The sequence below is a fragment of the Pseudomonas sp. 02C 26 genome (assembly GCF_002843585.1).
Lineage (GTDB): Bacteria > Pseudomonadota > Gammaproteobacteria > Pseudomonadales > Pseudomonadaceae > Aquipseudomonas > Aquipseudomonas shirazensis.
Genome location: NZ_CP025262.1, coordinates 3,592,275 through 3,608,817, shown reverse-complemented (window position 1 = coordinate 3,608,817; position 16,543 = coordinate 3,592,275). Strand labels below are relative to the sequence as shown.

The 16,543-nt window shown below is 65.1% G+C and carries 10 protein-coding genes; 5 read left to right on the top strand and 5 right to left on the bottom strand.

Going from position 1 to position 16,543, the window contains the following annotated elements; all coding sequences use genetic code 11:
• The first annotated feature begins 8 nt into the window (after positions 1 to 8).
• From pepN to CXQ80_RS16405, 5 genes are all read left to right on the top strand, one after another.
• Positions 9 to 2,666: an aminopeptidase N gene (pepN, locus tag CXQ80_RS16425; protein WP_101321373.1), complete on the top strand. Its 2,658-nt coding sequence runs from the start codon at positions 9 to 11 to the stop codon at positions 2,664 to 2,666.
• A 351-nt stretch (positions 2,667 to 3,017) separates the two neighbouring features.
• The gene (locus CXQ80_RS16420) at positions 3,018 to 4,028 is read left to right on the top strand and encodes a YCF48-related protein (protein WP_101321371.1); all 1,011 of its coding nucleotides are present in this window, start codon (positions 3,018 to 3,020) and stop codon (positions 4,026 to 4,028) included.
• Positions 4,029 to 4,048: 20 nt separating this feature from the next.
• Complete coding sequence (locus CXQ80_RS16415) at positions 4,049 to 6,424, top strand: RND family transporter (protein ID WP_101323077.1); 2,376 nt, start codon at positions 4,049 to 4,051, stop codon at positions 6,422 to 6,424.
• 86 nt (positions 6,425 to 6,510) lie between these two features.
• A complete protein-coding gene (locus tag CXQ80_RS16410; protein WP_101321369.1) occupies positions 6,511 to 6,816 on the top strand; it encodes a DUF5629 family protein in 306 nt (101 codons plus the stop codon).
• Positions 6,764 to 7,918, top strand: coding sequence for a lactonase family protein (locus CXQ80_RS16405; RefSeq protein ID WP_101321367.1), 1,155 nt, complete (start codon positions 6,764 to 6,766; stop codon positions 7,916 to 7,918). The genes CXQ80_RS16410 and CXQ80_RS16405 overlap by 53 nt, the downstream gene beginning before the upstream one ends.
• Position 7,919: 1 nt before the next feature.
• Here the strand turns inward: CXQ80_RS16405 and CXQ80_RS16400 are convergent, their stop codons facing one another.
• The 5 genes from CXQ80_RS16400 to CXQ80_RS16380 form a co-directional block, all read right to left on the bottom strand.
• Positions 7,920 to 8,513 carry a glutathione S-transferase gene (locus tag CXQ80_RS16400; protein WP_101321365.1) on the bottom strand — a complete coding sequence of 198 codons (594 nt, stop codon included), beginning with the start codon at positions 8,511 to 8,513 and terminating at the stop codon, positions 7,920 to 7,922.
• Positions 8,510 to 12,154, bottom strand: coding sequence for an AAA family ATPase (locus CXQ80_RS16395; protein ID WP_101321363.1), 3,645 nt, complete (start codon positions 12,152 to 12,154; stop codon positions 8,510 to 8,512). The genes CXQ80_RS16400 and CXQ80_RS16395 overlap by 4 nt, the downstream gene beginning before the upstream one ends.
• Positions 12,151 to 13,389: an exonuclease SbcCD subunit D C-terminal domain-containing protein gene (locus tag CXQ80_RS16390; protein ID WP_101321361.1), complete on the bottom strand. Its 1,239-nt coding sequence runs from the start codon at positions 13,387 to 13,389 to the stop codon at positions 12,151 to 12,153. The genes CXQ80_RS16395 and CXQ80_RS16390 overlap by 4 nt, the downstream gene beginning before the upstream one ends.
• 77 nt (positions 13,390 to 13,466) lie before the next feature.
• The gene (locus CXQ80_RS16385; RefSeq protein ID WP_101321359.1) at positions 13,467 to 15,098 is read right to left on the bottom strand and encodes a BatD family protein; all 1,632 of its coding nucleotides are present in this window, start codon (positions 15,096 to 15,098) and stop codon (positions 13,467 to 13,469) included.
• Positions 15,095 to 16,507, bottom strand: coding sequence for a tetratricopeptide repeat protein (locus tag CXQ80_RS16380; RefSeq protein WP_371918941.1), 1,413 nt, complete (start codon positions 16,505 to 16,507; stop codon positions 15,095 to 15,097). Before CXQ80_RS16380 ends, CXQ80_RS16385 begins: the two co-directional genes overlap by 4 nt.
• Positions 16,508 to 16,543 lie beyond the last annotated feature (36 nt).

Below are 16,543 nucleotides of genomic sequence, written 5' to 3'. Positions count from 1 at the left end.
ACAGCCACATGCGCACCGAACAACCGCAAGTGATCTACCTCAAGGATTACCAGGCGCCCGAGTACCTGATCGACGAGACGCACCTGACCTTCGAGTTGTTCGAGGACCACAGCCTGGTCCATGCGCAACTGCTGATGCGTCGCAACCCGGCGCGTGGCGAAGGCTTGCCGCCGTTGGTGCTGAACGGTCAACAGCTGCAACTGGTCAGTGTGCAACTGGATGACCAGGCCCTGAGCGCGGGCGATTACCAGCTTGATGACGACAGCCTGACCCTGCATCCGAAAGCGCAGACGTTCACCCTCGACACCACGGTGAAGATCCACCCCGAGAGCAACACGGCTCTGGAGGGCCTGTACAAGTCGGGGTCGATGTACTGCACCCAGTGCGAGGCCGAGGGCTTTCGCAAGATCACCTACTACCTCGACCGCCCGGATGTGATGAGCACGTTCACCACCACGGTGATCGCCGCGCAGCATCGCTATCCGATCCTGTTGTCCAACGGCAACCCGATCGGCAGCGGCCCGGCTGACGACGGCCGCCACTGGGCAACCTGGGAAGACCCGTTCAAGAAGCCGGCCTACCTGTTCGCCCTGGTGGCGGGCGACCTCTGGTGCGTCGAAGACACCTTCACTCGCCAGTCCGGCCGTGACGTGGCGCTGCGCATCTATGTCGAGCCAGAAAACATCGACAAGTGCCAGCACGCGATGGTCAGCCTCAAGAAGTCGATGCGCTGGGACGAGGAAGTCTATGGCCGCGAGTACGATCTGGACATCTTCATGATCGTCGCGGTCAACGACTTCAACATGGGCGCCATGGAAAACAAGGGCCTCAACATCTTCAACTCCAGCTGTGTGCTAGCGCGTGCCGAAACGGCCACCGACGCCGCTCACCAGCGCGTTGAAGGGGTGGTCGCGCACGAGTACTTCCACAACTGGACCGGCAACCGCATCACCTGCCGCGACTGGTTCCAGCTGTCGCTCAAGGAAGGCTTCACGGTGTTCCGCGACGCCGAATTCAGCGCCGACATGAACTCGCGCACGGTCAAGCGCATTGAGGACGTGGCGTACCTGCGAACCCATCAGTTTGCCGAAGACGCAGGCCCGATGGCCCACCCGGTGCGCCCGGACAGCTTCATTGAAATCTCCAACTTCTACACCCTGACCATCTACGAGAAGGGCGCAGAAGTGGTCGGCATGGTCCGCACCCTGCTGGGCGCCGAGGGCTTCCGCAAGGGCAGTGACCTGTACTTCGAGCGTCACGACGGCCAGGCCGTTACCTGCGATGACTTCATCAAGGCCATGGAAGACGCCAACGGCGTTGACCTGACCCAGTTCAAACGCTGGTACAGCCAGGCCGGCACGCCGCGCCTCGAGGTCAGTGAAGCCTATGACAGCACAGCGCAGCGCTACAGCCTGACCTTCCGCCAGAGCTGCCCGCAGACGCCGGACAAGCGCGAGAAACTGCCGTTCGTGATTCCGGTCGCGCTGGGCCTGCTCGACGCCGACGGCAACGACCTGCCGCTGCGCCTGGACGGCGAAGCCAGCGCCCAGGGCAGCAGCCGCGTGCTGTCGCTGACCGAGGCCGAGCAGACCTTCACCTTCCTCGACATCGCCGCCAAGCCATTGCCGTCGCTGCTGCGCGGCTTCAGTGCGCCGGTCAAGCTGAGCTTCCCGTACAACCGCGACCAGCTGATGTTCCTCATGCAGCACGACAGCGACGGTTTCAATCGCTGGGAAGCCGGCCAGCAATTGTCGGTGCAAGTGCTGCAGGAGCTGATCGGCCAGCATCAGGCCGGCCAGCCGTTGAGCCTCGATCCGCGTTTGATCACTGCCCTGGCCACGGTCATCGGCAATGACGCGCTGGACCCGGCCATGGTCGCGGAAATGCTCTCGCTGCCAGGTGAGGCCTACCTGACCGAGATCAGCCAGGTGGCCGACGTCGACGCGATCCACGCGGCCCGCGAATTTGCCCGCAAGCAGATCGCCGAGCAGCTGTTCGACGCCTTGTGGTCGCGCTATCAGGCCAACCGTGAAGTGTCGCGGCGCACGCCATATGTGGCGGCCGCCGAGCACTTCGCCCGGCGCAGCCTGCAGAACATCGCCCTGTCGTACCTGATGCTCAGCGGCAAGCCGCAGGTGCTGGCGGCGACCCTTGAGCAGTTCAAGGACAGCGACAACATGACCGAGCGCCTGACCGCGCTGGCGGTGTTGGTCAACTCGCCGTTCGAGGCCGAGCGCGCCGAAGTGCTGCAAGCCTTCGCCGAGCACTTCAAGGATAACCCGCTGGTCATGGACCAGTGGTTCAGCGTGCAGGCAGCCAGCTCGTTGCCGGGCGGCCTGGCGCGGGTCAAGGCGCTGATGCAGCACCCGGCATTCACCTTGAAGAACCCGAACAAGGTGCGCGCACTGATCGGCGCGTTTGCCGGGCAGAACCTGGTCAACTTCCACGCGGCCGACGGTTCCGGCTATCGCTTCCTGGCGGACCTGGTCATCGAGCTTAATGCGCTCAACCCGCAGATCGCCTCGCGCCAGCTCGCGCCGCTGACCCGCTGGCGCAAGTACGATAGCGCGCGTCAGGCGTTGATGAAGGCCGAGCTGGAGCGGATTCTGGCGTCGGGCACCTTGTCCAGCGACGTCTATGAGGTGGTCAGCAAGAGCCTGGCATGAACCTGGCGAGCGCCCGCGATCTGGCGTAGGAGCGGCCTTGCCGGGGCGCCGGACCGGTCGGAAAGGCCAGCGTAGCTGGCCCGGGGATATCGGCTGCGAAGCTGAAATCTGGGGCCGCTGCGCAGCCCTTTCGCGACACAAGGCCGCTCCTACGCCGACCGCGCAGCACCCCGGCGACGCGGTCGAAACAATAGGGTGCTGTCGCCGTTAACAAAACATAACGTCCCGCCAATTGTGTTGCCGCAGAACTCCCCGCTAGGATGGCTCAAAGCTGTTGCAGGCCTCTGAATCAGGCTTCTTGCAGTGCCTGCACTGGATGACCCACCAAGAAAAAAACAATAGGGGAAGGGCATGAGGGAACGGGTGATGGCGCACGCCAGGCCACTGGCCGCGGGCGCACTGTTGCTGCTGGGTATCTGGAGCGGCACTGTCGTCGCTGCTGCCGCCGAGGAGTACTCGACCGAATCGGCCAAGGCAGTCGACAACCTGCTGATCGACGCCGCCCACGCCGGCAAGCGCCTGGTGGTGGTCGGTGATCGTGGCCATATCCTGTTCTCCGATGACCAGGGCAAGACCTGGAGCCAGGCGCGCGTGCCGACCCGGCAACTGCTCACCGCGGTGTTCTTCATCGATGACAAGCGCGGCTGGGCAGTCGGTCACGACGCGCAGATCCTCGCCAGCAGCGATGGCGGCGCCACCTGGAGCAAGCAGTTCGAAGACCTCGCCCGCGAAGCGCCGTTGCTCGACGTCAGCTTTGTCGATGCCCAGCATGGCTTTGCCGTCGGTGCCTACGGCGCGCTGCTCGAGACAACCGACGGCGGCCAGCATTGGCAGGACGTCGCCGAGCGCCTCGACAACCCCGATCAACTGCACCTGAATGGCATCGCCGCGATCAAGGACTCCGGCCTGTTCATCGTCGGCGAGCAGGGCAGCATGTTCCGCTCCGGCGATAACGGCGCCACTTGGTCGCGCGTCGAGGGCCCGTACGAGGGCTCGTTGTTCGGCGTACTCGGCACTGACCAGGCGCACACCTTGTTGGCCTACGGACTGCGGGGCAACCTCTACCGCTCCAGTGACTTCGGCGACAGCTGGCAGCAGATCGCCCTGACCGCCAGTCGCGGCCCGCTGCAGTTCGGCCTGGCCAGCGCGGCGCTGCTCGAGGACGGCAGTATCGTCCTGGTCGGCAACGGCGGCAGTGTCCTGCGCAGCCGTGACGATGGCTTGACCTTCAGCGTATTCAATCGCGCCGACCGCATCGCCCTGGCCGGCGTCACCAGCCTGGCCGACGGTGGCTTGCTGCTGGTCGGGCAGGGCGGCATCCACCTGGCCAACGGCCAAGGCGCCGAGGAGCAGCAACCATGACCGGCCCGGAGCGCTTCGACATGCCCCAGCATCATCAGGACAAACCCACCCTGCTCGAGCGGATGATCTTCAACAACCGTCCGGTAGTGATCGGCCTCTGCCTGCTGGTGAGCATCCTGCTGTTCTGGCAGGCCACGCAGATTCGTCCCTCGACCAGTTTCGAGAAGATGATCCCGCTGCAGCACCCGTTCATCGAACAGATGCTCGAGCACCGCAATGACCTGGCCAACCTCGGCAACACCGTGCGCATCTCGGTCGAGGCGGTCAACGGCGACATCTTCGACAAGGATTACATGGAGACCCTGCGCCAGATCCATGACGAGGTGTTCTATATCCCGGGTGTCGACCGCGCCGGCTTGAAGTCGCTGTGGAGCCCCAGCGTGCGCTGGACCGAGGTCACCGAAGAAGGCTTCGCCGGTGGCGAGGTGATCCCCAACACCTACGATGGCAGCGCACAAAGCCTCGATCAGCTGCGCGACAACGTGCTCAAGTCCGGCCAGGTCGGGCGCCTGGTGGCGAACAACTTCCAGTCGAGCATCGTCGACGTGCCACTGCTGGAGAGCTACCCCGATCCGCAGGACCCGGGCAAGCAGGTCAAGCTCGACTACCAGCAGTTCTCGCACCAGCTGGAAGAGAAGATCCGCGACAAGTTCCAGGCGCAGAACCCCAATGTGAAAATCCACATCGTCGGCTTTGCGAAAAAAGTCGGTGACCTGATCGACGGCCTGGTGATGGTGGTGCTGTTCTTCGGCGTGGCGCTGGCGATCACCTGGGTCCTGCTGTACTGGTTTACCTGGTGTATCCGCAGCACCATTGCCGTGTTGATCACCACCCTGGTGGCGGTGGTCTGGCAGTTGGGCCTGATGCACGCGGTGGGCTTTGGCCTCGACCCTTACTCGATGCTGGTGCCGTTCCTGATCTTTGCCATCGGTATTTCCCACGGGGTGCAGAAGATCAACGGCATCGCCCTGCAGTCCAGTGGCGCCGACAATGCCCTGACCGCTGCGCGGCGGACCTTCCGCCAGCTGTTCCTGCCGGGGATGATCGCGATTCTGGCCGACGCGGTGGGCTTCATCACTCTGCTGATCATCGACATTGGCGTGATCCGCGAGCTGGCCATCGGCGCCTCGATCGGCGTGGCGGTGATTGTCTTCACCAACCTGATCCTGCTGCCGGTGGCGATCTCCTATGTCGGCATCAGCAAAAAGGCCGTCGAGCGCTCCAAGCGCGACGCCACCCGCGAGCACCCGTTCTGGCGCCTGCTGGCCAACTTTGCCAGCCCTAAAGTGGCACCGGTGTCGGTTGCGCTGGCGCTGGTCGCCTTTGGCGGCGGCCTCTGGTACAGCCAGAACCTGAAGATCGGCGACCTCGACCCGGGTGCCCCGGAGCTGCGCCCGGACTCGCGCTACAACCAGGACAACCACTTCATCATCAGCAACTACTCGACCAGTTCCGATGTGCTGGTGATCATGGTCAAGACGCCCTCGGAGAGCTGCTCGATCCACTCGACCCTGGCCCCCATCGACGAGCTGATGTGGACCATGCAGAACACCCCCGGGGTGCAGTCGGCAATCTCCCTGGTGAGTGTGTCCAAGCAGATGATCCGCGGCATGAACGAGGGCAACCTGAAATGGGAAACCCTCTCGCGCAACCCGGATGTGCTCAACAGCTCGGTGGCCCGCGCCGACGGCCTGTACAACGCTGACTGTTCGCTGGCGCCGGTGCTGGTGTTCCTCAACGACCACAAGGCAGAAACCCTTGAGCGCGTCACCGCCGCAGCCAAGGCCTTTGCCGATACGCACAACCGTGACGGCTTGCAGTTCCTTCTGGCGGCGGGCAATGCCGGCATCGAGGCGGCCACCAACGAGGTGATCAAGTCGGCCGAGCTGACCATTCTGATTCTGGTCTACCTGTGCGTGGCGATCATGTGCCTGATCACCTTCCGCTCGTTTGCCGCGATGCTGTGCATCGTCCTGCCGCTGGTGCTGACCTCGGTGCTGGGCAACGCGCTGATGGCGTTCATGGGCATCGGCGTCAAGGTCGCGACCTTGCCGGTAGTGGCGCTTGGCGTGGGTATCGGGGTCGACTACGGGATCTATATCTACAGCCGTCTGGAGAGCTTCCTGCGTGCTGGTCTGCCGTTGCAGGAGGCCTATTACCAGACCCTGCGCTCGACCGGCAAGGCGGTGCTGTTCACTGGTTTGTGCCTGGCCATCGGCGTGTGCACCTGGATCTTCTCGGCGATCAAGTTCCAGGCCGATATGGGCCTGATGCTGACCTTCATGCTGCTCTGGAACATGTTCGGTGCACTCTGGCTGCTGCCGGCACTGGCGCGCTTCCTGATCAAGCCGGAAAAACTGGCAGGCAAGCAGGGCGGCTCGATCTTCGCCCACTGACGCTTGTGCGGTCAGGCCGCTGCGGTGAGCAGCGGGCCTGGCCCGGGTGTGGTTATACTGGACGCTTTGCGCATCAAGGTAGCCCCATGACCACCCTCGCCACTGCCCTCGCCACCAGCGACATGCTCCTGATCGATGGCCTGCACGCCTTTGGTTTCACCTTCGACGCCAGCGGCCTGGTGATCGAATGCATGGACGGGCGCAACCTCAAACGCTGGAAATTCACTGCCGAACAGGTCGCGGCCGCGGTCGGCGCAGGCGAAGAGTGGCGCCTCAACGATGACCAGGGCGAGCATGAGCTAGTCTGCATGAGTGCCGTGTACGGCTCGGACGAAGACGATGATGACCAGGAAGATGATCAGCCGCAGCTGGAAAACCCTGTTGAGCGCTAGCGCATTGGGCGCGGTGCTCGGCACTGCGCAGGCGGCCACCCTGCTGGTTGGCAGCTATACCGAAGGCACTGCCAGCGAGGGTATCTATCGATATCAGTTCGATACAGCCAAGGGCCGTATCGAGCCGACCCCGCTGCAGGTGGTGAAGACGGTCAGCCCGTCCTGGCTGGTGCTGTCGGCCGACCAGCGCTTGCTGTTCGCCGTCAATGAAACCCCGCGCGGCCATGTCAGCAGTTTTGCAGTGAGCAGCAAGGGCGTGATCACGCCACTGAACCAGGTGTCCAGCGCCGGCGATGAGCCGACCCACGCCAGCCTCAGCCAGGATCAGCGCTACCTGTTCGTCGCCAACTACGCGGTCGCGCCCGCCCCGGGTAGCAGCCTGGTGGTGCTACCAGTGGCCAAGGACGGCAAGCTTGGCGATAAGGTGCAGCAGTTGGCGCACACGCCAAGCAAGGTCAACCCGGAGCGCCAGGCCGGCGCCCATGTGCATTCGGTCGTGCCTTCGGCCGAAGGCCTGCGTCTGTACGCCAGCGATCTGGGCGCCGACCGGGTGTTTGTCTACGCCTACGACGGCGCCAGCCCGACGCAGCCCCTGAGTCCGGCAACGCCGGCTTCGGTGAGCCTGCCGCCGGGCAGCGGCCCGCGCCATCTGTTGTTTGACGCGCTGGGCAAGCACGCCTATCTGACCCTCGAGATGAGCGCTGAAGTGGTGATGTTCGATGTGCGTGACGATGCCCTGATCGAGCGCCAGCGCCTGCCGCTGACCGACAGCCAAGACCCTGCCGCCAAGGCCGGCGGCGGCTTGCACCTATCGGCCGATGGGCGTTTCCTCTATGTCAGCAATCGCGGCACGGCCAATCAGATCGTGGTGTTTGCGATCGGCAAGCAAGATGGCCAGTTGAGCCTGTTGCAGCGGCGTTCGGTTGAGGGCGACCACCCACGTGAATTTGCTATCGATCCAAGCGCCAAGTATTTGCTGGTGGCCAACCAGAAGAGCAATCAGATCGTGGTCATGCACCGCGACCCACGCACTGGCCAACTGGGTGAAACGCTGCAGAAGTTCGACCAGTCGGCCCCGTCGGACCTGAAGTTTCTCGACTGAGTCAGCGCGCCATCACGGCCTTGAACAGGTCTGACGCAAGCCAGCCCTGCAACCAGTCACGCAGCTGGGGGTAGGGCGCCTGGGCGAACCACAAAGGCTCGACCCCGGCGAACTGCCGCAGCAACGGCAACAACGCGGCGTCGGCCAGGCTTGGGTGCTGGGCCAGCAGGTACGGCCTGCCTTGCAGCAGCGCCTCCAGCTCCTCAAGCCATGATTCGGCCTGCAGGCGGTACTCCTCGCGAGTGTGCTCGGGGTAACGCTCGGCATACTTGTACAGGTTGACCTGAGCCTTGAAGGTGCTGTCATTGCGAGCAATCAGGGCGTTTGCCTGCACAGCTGCCGCTGGATCATCGCGTAGTAGCCAGTCCTGCGGGTCATGCTGAAGCAAGGCCCAGCGCATGATATCCAGGCTCTCTTCCAGCACCCCGGCGCCGGTGTCCAGCACCGGCACCGTGCCTTTGGGCGACAACGCCAGCAGCTCGGCCGGCTTGTGCTTCATCGACACTTCACACACCTCGACGGTGCAGCCAGCATACGCCAGCGCCAGCCGCGCGCGCATGGCCCAGGGGCAGCGGCGAAACGAGTAGAGGATCATCCGCAGACCTCCACCTCGCTCAGGCCATTGCCCTGGCGCCGGACCTGGATCTGCACCGGGATGCGCTCGTGCATCTCCTGCACGTGGGAGATCACTGCCACCTTGCGCCCTTGCGCCTGCAGGCCGTCCAGCGCATCCATCGCCAGTTGCAGTGACTCGGGGTCAAGGCTGCCGAAACCTTCGTCGATGAACAGCGATTCGATGCGCAGGGTGCTCGAGGCCATCGAGGCCAGGCCCAGGGCCAAGGCCAGCGACACCAGGAAGGTCTCGCCGCCGGACAACGAGTGCACCGAGCGCAGTTCGTCGCCCATCTCGGTATCCAGCACCAAGAGGCCCAGTGCGCTGCCGCCACGCTTGAGGCGGTAGCGCTTGGCCAACTGGCGCAGTTGGCTGTTGGCATGGTGCAGCAGCAGGTCGAGGTTGTAGCCCTGAGCGATCTTGCGGAACACATCGCCCGAGGCCGAGCCGATCAAGCTGTTCAGGCGCGCCCAGCGTTGCCACTGTTGCTGGGCCTGCTCGATTTCAGCGGCAAGGGCGCTGTGCGCGTGCTGCCGGCGTTGGTCGTCGGCCTGCTGCGCGCGCAGCTCGGCGCATTGTTGCTCGTGCCCGACCAGCTGTTGCTGCAAGTCGGCGAGGTGCTGCTCGAGTTGCTCGCTGGACAGCTCGGTCCGAGCCTGTTGGTTGTGCTGTTGCAGGCGCTGCTCGCGCTCCTGCAGCAATACCCGGCCTTGCTCGATGGCCTTGTCGACGCTATGCAGTTGCTGGCGCAGCGCGTCCAGCGTGGCTTCATCGACACTGAGCAAGCGCTCAAGGCCCGCATCATCGAGTTCTGGATGGGCCGCTCGCCATTGGCTGATCTGGCCCTGCAGCGTCTGCTGTTCCTGCTCCAAGGCCTGCTGGCGTTGCTGATTGGCCTTGAGTTCAGCAGCCAGTTGCACGCTTTGGCTGTGGGCGTCCTGCAGCGCTTGCACGGTGCTGGCCTCAACGCTGCGGGCGTGCTCGACCTGCTGCTCAAGGTGCTGCTGCCAGGCACCGGCATTGGCGTGTTCGCCAAGCAGTTCGGCGAGCACGCTGCGCGCCTGTTGTTGCTGCTCGGCAAGGCTTGCGAGTTGCTGGTGCAGCTCGCTCTGGCGTTGCAGCCGGCTCTGCTGCTGGTCGGCCAGACGCTGCTGCTGTTGCAGGCGTTGTTGCTGCTCGTTTTGCTCGCCCTTTTGCTGCTCCAGCTGTTGCAGGCGCTGGGCCACCTGTTGATCGAGGGCGAGAAACGCATGGGCTGGCTCGTCGCGCAGGGCCTTGAGGATATCGCCGGGAAGGAGCTCGGCAAAATCGGCCAGGGTCTGCTCCAGGCGTTGCTTATCGGCGGCCATGGCCTGGTGCTGCTGATCCAGGCGCTGCTGTGCTTGCTGCTGCGCGTCGCTGGCGGCCTGCACTTGCTGGGTCAGTCGGGCGGCGTCTTTCTGCAGGGTGAGCAGGGCGCTCTGGCGTTGCTCGTCGCGGTTGATTTCTTCTTCGAGGCGGCGCAGCTGGCCGTCCAGCCAGGCACTGCGGGTGCTGTCGGTTTGGGTGCTGAGCGATGGCCACAAGGCGTGCGCTTGCAGCTCCTGCTGCAGCGGTAGCAGTTGTTCGCTCAGCTGTAGCTGTTGCTGCTGGTACTCCTTGCCCTGGCTGTTGAGCATGCCGACCTGGGTGCGCAACTCGACCACGCGGGCATTGAGCGCCTCGACCTGAGCCAGCGCCGCAGCCTCTTCGACCTGGTCATGCCGGCCCAGGCTTTGCAGCAGGGCTTCAGGCTGATGGAACGGGTGCTCGGCGCTGCCGCACACCGGGCACGGCTCGCCATCACGCAGTTGCCCGCGCAGCTCCTCTACACTGGTGTTGCGCGCCAGGCGTTGGCGTTCAAGCAGTTGCCGGGTCAATGTCAGAGCCTGCTCGGCGGTGTCCAGTTCGGCCTTCGCCGCCTGGCCTTCGCTGATCAGTTGCTGACGCTGCTGCAAGCCTTGCTGCTGACGTTCGCGCACGCTGTGCAGGGTGTGCTGCAGCTCCTGCTCGCGAGCGTGCAGGCGGGACAATTGCTCGACCGCGCGCTGCTGCTTGCGCTGCTCCTGGAGCAAGGTGCCGAGCAGGTCCAGCTGTTCGGCCAGGGCGTGCGGTTCGGCGCCGGCTTCGTGGAACAGCAGCTCGATGGCGGCGCGTTGCTCCTGCAGCAGGGCATTGGCCTGGCTGGCCTGGGCTTGCAGGCTGGGCAACTCGTCGCGGCCTTGGCTGAGGCGGTTGCCGATCTGCAGCAGTTGCTGCAACTGGCCGCGGTAGGCCTGCCAGGCGCTGCTGATAGCAGCCAGTGCGGCGCTGTCGGCCAGCGCGGCGTCGATGGCGGCGAGCTGCTGCTGGCTGTGCTGCTGTTGTTGCTCAAGCTGCTGCAGCTGCGACTGGCCTTCGCTGACGGCCTGATCGGCTTGGGCACCGACAGTGCCCAACTGCGCCAGCTCTGTGTCGAGGCGGGCCAGGTTGTCCTGAGCAGCAAACGCTTGGCGCAGGTTCGCGGCGCTGTCGGTGTGTTTAGCCTGCGCTTGTGCCAGCGCCTCGCGGGCAGCTTGCAGGGCCTGCTGCAACTGCTCGCTATGGCTGTGCAGGTTGCGCTGCTCAACCAGTTGCGCCGCGACCGCTGCGGCCAGCGGAGTAATCTCGCCGGCCAGCGCCATTTGCCGCTGGAACTGATGAAGCTGCGGCGCCAGGCGCTCGAGGTGTTGCAGGTCCAGGCGCTGTCCGGCCAGTTGCTGCCAGTCGTGTTCGGCACTGTGCAAGGCCTCGCGAGCCGCGCTGAGTTGCTGCTGCAGCTGCACCTGATCGCGCAGCCAGGCGCGTTGCTGGTCCAGTTCGCGTTCGCGCGCCTGCTCGGCCTTGAGCAGCTGTTGCGCCTGCTCCAGGCGCTGGTCAAGCTCGGTACGCTCGGTTTCGACCATCGGCAGCAGGTGGCTGGCGCGCTCCTGCAAGCCCTGATAGACCTCGCCGGCCTGCTTGGCCTTGGCAAATGCCCGTTGGCCGAGGCGGGTGTAGATGGCGGTGTTGGTGAGCTTTTCCAGCAAGTCGCTGCGCTCGCGGTCATCGGCCTTGAGAAACGCGCTGAACTCGCTCTGGGCGAGCATCACGGCGCGGGTGAACTGCTCGAAGTTCAGGCCCAGGCGTGCCTCGACCAGTTGCTTGTATTCGTTCTTGCCGCTGCCCAGCAGTTGCTCGCCATCCAGGTCGTAGAGGCTCTGGCGACTCATCTGCAATTTGCCATTGGCCTTGTCGCGGGCGCGGTTGGCCTCCCAGCGGGCGCGGTAACGCTTGCTGTCGATACCGACGAAGTCGACTTCGGCATAGCCGCTGCCGGTGCCGCGCCGCAGCAGGTTGCGCGGGTCGTAGGTGGGGATGTCGCCATCGGCGTCCGGCACCTTGGCCTCACGGCCGATGTCATTGAGCCGCGGCACGCTGCCGAACAGCGCCAGGCACAGGGCGTCGAGCAGGGTGCTCTTGCCGGCGCCGGTGGGTCCGGTAATCGCGAACAGGCCGGCACTGGCCAGCGGTTCGGCGGTGAAGTCGATGTCGATCGGGCCTGCCAGCGAGGCGAGGTTTTTCAGGCGAATGGCCAGAATTTTCATGGCTGTTCCTCCTCCAGCTGCACATCCTGCAGGAGCAGGGCAAAGTCGCTCAGGGTCTGCTCATCGACCGGGTTGCCGTAGGCCTGCTCCCAGACGCGGCTGAACAGGTCTTGCGGAGTCATCTGACTGAGTTCGACGAACTGCAATTGGTCCTCGTCCAGCGCGCTGCGGCCGGCGTACTCGGCGCTGATCCGCACCAGCCGCACCGCTTTGCCTTGCAGGGCGCTCTCGATCTGCTGGCGCAGGTCGGGCTGCGGTTCGTCGAGGCGCACACGTACTTCCAGCCACGGTTGGCGATTGGGGTCTTTCAGCAGGTCGATCACCGGCAGCTCGGCCAGTTGCTCGAGCAGCTCGGCCAGCGGCGCCGGGCCGATCCGCTGCAACGCCACGGCCCGTGGGACCAGGCGCGGCTCGACGCTGACCAGTTGGCTGCCTTCAAGCTCGATCTCCAGCACCTGGTGCGGATAGCCGATCTCGGCAAACGACAACGGAATCGGCGAGCCGCTGTAGCGGATGCGCTCCTCGCGGTTGACCTTCTGCGGCTTGTGCAGATGGCCCAGGGCAACATAGCTGATGGCGGGATCGAACAGCTTGGCCGGCAGCGCTTCGGCGTTGCCGATGATCAGGCTGCGTTCGGAGTCTTCCGAGATCGAGCCACCGGCCATGTGCGCATGGCTGATGGCGACCAGCGCCTGGTCTTTCTTGCGCTTGGCCATGGCGGCTTTGATCAGTTGCTGGTGCACCTGGGTGATGCCCTGCACATAGTCGTCGCCCAGCTGCGGGCCGGTGACTTCGGCCGGGCGCAGGAAAGGCAGCGCCAGGCACCAGGCGGCGACCTTGCCACGGCTGTTGGTCAGCGGGATCAGCAAGCGCTCAGCGTCGAGCTGGCCCTCATCGAGCCAGTGCACCCGGCCCAGGGCATGCGTGCGCAGGCGGCGCATGAGCAGGCCGGGCAGCTCGATGCGCGAGCCGGAGTCGTGGTTGCCGGCGATCATCACGATGTCCAGCTTGGGCTGTTGCTCGTGAGCCTCGACGATGAACTGGTAGAGCCGCTCCTGGGCTTTGACCGGCGGGTTGACCGTGTCGAAGATATCGCCGGCGATCAGCAGCGCATCGGGTTGGCGCAAGTGCAACTGGCCCAGCAGCCAGGTGAGAAAGCAGGCGTGTTCGAAGTCGCGTTCCTGGCCATGCAGGCTTTGGCCAAGGTGCCAGTCGGAGGTGTGGAACAGACGCATGAATAACCTGTTTGAAGTGAATTCGAGGGAAGCAGTGGTCGCGGCGTATGGTAACTCAACGGGTCAGCCGCGCCGGGCTACTTCGGATAGAGCGGCGGCAAGCTGCCGCCATCGCCGACCGGGTCGAGCAACTGCTCGGCCGGCGGAATGGCATTGATCGCACGCCACAGATCGTCGCCCTGCCAGTGCTGGCCGCTCTCGCTGTACAGCGCGCCGTTCAAGCCATCCAGCGCATCCGACAGCGGCACGAAGCGCGCCGCCATCTCGGCCAGCGTCTCCGGATGCTGGCGCGCCCAGGCATCCAGGGCCTGGCGGGTCGCCTGCGGGTCGTTGGCCTGGCACGCGCGTTTAAGGTCATCGAGCAAGGTCCGCGAGCTCGGGCCGGTCTGCGCCGCACGCAGCACCGCTGGCTGCGAGCGGGCTCGCCACCACAGGGTGAAACCGAGCACAGTGCTCAGGGCCAGCAGCAGGGTTGCCAGTTGCCACGGCCAGAGCAGGCGACTGGATGAACTGCTGTCACCCACCGGCGTCTCGGCGCTCAGGGCCGGGTTGTCCTGCACGCTGAGGCTGCGCGCCGGCAGGCTGGTGTTTTCCAGATGGTCTTCGCGGGTGTTCCACCAAGTGACTTCCAGCGCCGGCAGGGTCAATTCGCCGCTGTGGGTCGGCACCAGCGCTTCGCGCTCTTCGCGGTTGGCGGTCATACCGCGCTCGGTGACCTCGTTGCGCAGCAGTGGCTGGTCCGGGTAGCGGCGCAGGCCGATGATTTCGGTGGCCGGCAGCGGCGCCAGCTGGGTGCTCGAGAGGCCGTCGGCGCGCAGGGTAATACTGCGCGTCAGCGAGTCGCCGATCTGCACGGTCTGTTTGCTCGGGTCCGGGTTCCAGTGTTCTTCCAGGGTCAGGCTGCGCGCCGGCAGCCAGGCGGCGCCGGCTGGGTAATTGGTCGGTATCGGCCGCACGTTCAGGCGCAGCGGCAACGAGCTGACCTGGACCTGGCGGCCTGCGCGCGGGGCAGCAGACGGCTGCTCGCCGGTATCAGCGGCAGCAGCGGTGGCGGTAAAGGTCATCGGTGGAATATCGAGCGTGCCGCTTTGCTGCGGATACAGCGCGTAGCGCGTTTCGATCACGCCATGGCGCACGCCGTTGATCTCTTTCTCATAAGTACGCGACTCACCCAGCGGCTCGACCTTGGCGTTGTCCAGTTGCAATGGGCTGAGGCTGCTGTCGTCATACAGCGACACCGAATGATAGATGCGCAGGGTCAGCACGGCCTGGGCCTGAACGTAGACATCGTTGCTGTCCAGAGTTGCCTCGACGAACACCTGCGAGGCGCTTTCCGGGCGGTTGTCGCCGGCCTGCAGCACCTGCACCTCGATCGGCTGGCTGAACGACTGGCCCAGTTGCAGCGCGGGAATGCTCAGGCTGCCGCTGCGCCTTGGCAGCAGGGTGATGATCCAGCGAGTGCTGGCGCGGGTCTCGCCATCCAGCGTGTGCAGGCTGTTGAGCTGGCGCGTGCCACGCACATCGAAGTCGCCCTCCAGCGCACGCAGGTCGGGCTTGCCGAACTGGGTGACGTCCTCGCTTTCGAGGATCAGCTCCAAGGTTTCGCCGGCTTCCAGGCGGGTGCGATCGACGCTGGCCTGGAGCGGCGGTTGGGCCTGGACCTGAAGCATCCAGAGCAGACTGACAAGCAAGACGCCGCAGCGACTCATCGTGGGGTTTCCTGATGCAATTGCTGTTCATACCAGAATTTGCGCCGCAGCAGCTGCGCAGGGTTGTCCGGGATCTCCCGCAGCCACTGTTCCAGGGCCTGGCGTTGTTCGCCATCGAGGCTGGTGGAAACCGGGCGTTGCGGCGGTTGGGTAAGGTTATCGTCGTCACCCGCCTGATTGCCGGCGGGGGGCGGGGTGTTGCTGGCGCTGTCGCCTTGCTCCTGGCCGGCCTTGGCCTGGGGCTGGTCGGCATCGCCGGGTGCCTGATCGCTGGCCGAGCTGCTGTTGCCGTCGGTGTCCTTGCCGGGGGCGCCTTGTGCATCTTCCTTGGCTTGCTGCTCTTCGGCTTGGGCCTTGGCCTGGCGCTGCAGCAACAATTGCTGGACCAGCGCCTGGTTATCCAGCGCCGCTTGCAGATCCGGGCGCCGTTCCAGGGCCTGCTCGTAGGCGTCCAGGGCGGCTTCCAGCTGATCGGCGCGAGCCAGTGCGTTGCCTCGATTGTAGTGCGCGGCGGCGGAACTGCCTTGGGCGAAGGCCTTGGCCGCGCCTTCATAGTCGCCGGCCTGGTACAGGGCCATGCCGCGCCATTGCGGGTCTTCGAAGTGGCGCGCGGCAGCGGCGGGGCGTTGCTGTTGCAGCAGGCGCTGGCCTTGCTGGTCGGGGCGCAGCCACAGGTCGTTGAATTCAAAGGCCTGGCTGGGCTGCGGCAGGGAGAACAGCAGCGGCAGGCAGAACAGCCAGCCACGCCGCCCGGCGCAGGCGGCCAACAGCAGCAGCGGCAGCAGCAACCAGTAACCCTGATCAGCCCAGCTGTCCAGTTGCACGGTCTGGCCGTCGCTGCGCAGGGCGCGTGGATTGTCGTACAGGCCCAGCCCGCGCAGGTCGAGGTCGTCGATGCGGGCGTGGCGGTAGCGGCCACCGGTGCTGTTGATGAAGCCCTTGAGGCTGGCGCTGTCCAGTCGTGGCAAGAGGATTGCGCCTTGCTCATCCTTGAGGAACTCGCCGTTTGCCTGGCGGACCGGCGCGCCTTCGCTGCTGCCGATGCCGAGCATCAACAGGTTTGGTCCTTGCCGGCCCAGGGCACGCAGAATGCCATCGCGTTCGCTGTTGCTCAGGGATGAGCCGATCAATAGCAGGCGGCCTTGGCCGAGGCCGCTCTGGGCGAGCAGGGCCAGCCCCTTTTGCACGGCGAGGTCGGCGCGTTGGCCGGGTTGCGGCATGATCGACGGGTCGATCGCTTCCAGCAGGTTACGCGTGGTGCCTAGGTCATCCGACAGCGGCACCAGCGTGTGCGCACTGCCGGCGTAGACCACCAGCGCGGTCTGGCTGTCGCGGCGGTGCTCGAGCAGGTCGAGGATCTTGCGCCGGGCCTGTTCGAGGCGATTCGGCGTGCTGTCCTCGGCGAGCATCTGCGGGGTCAGCTCGAGCATGATCACCAGCGGGTC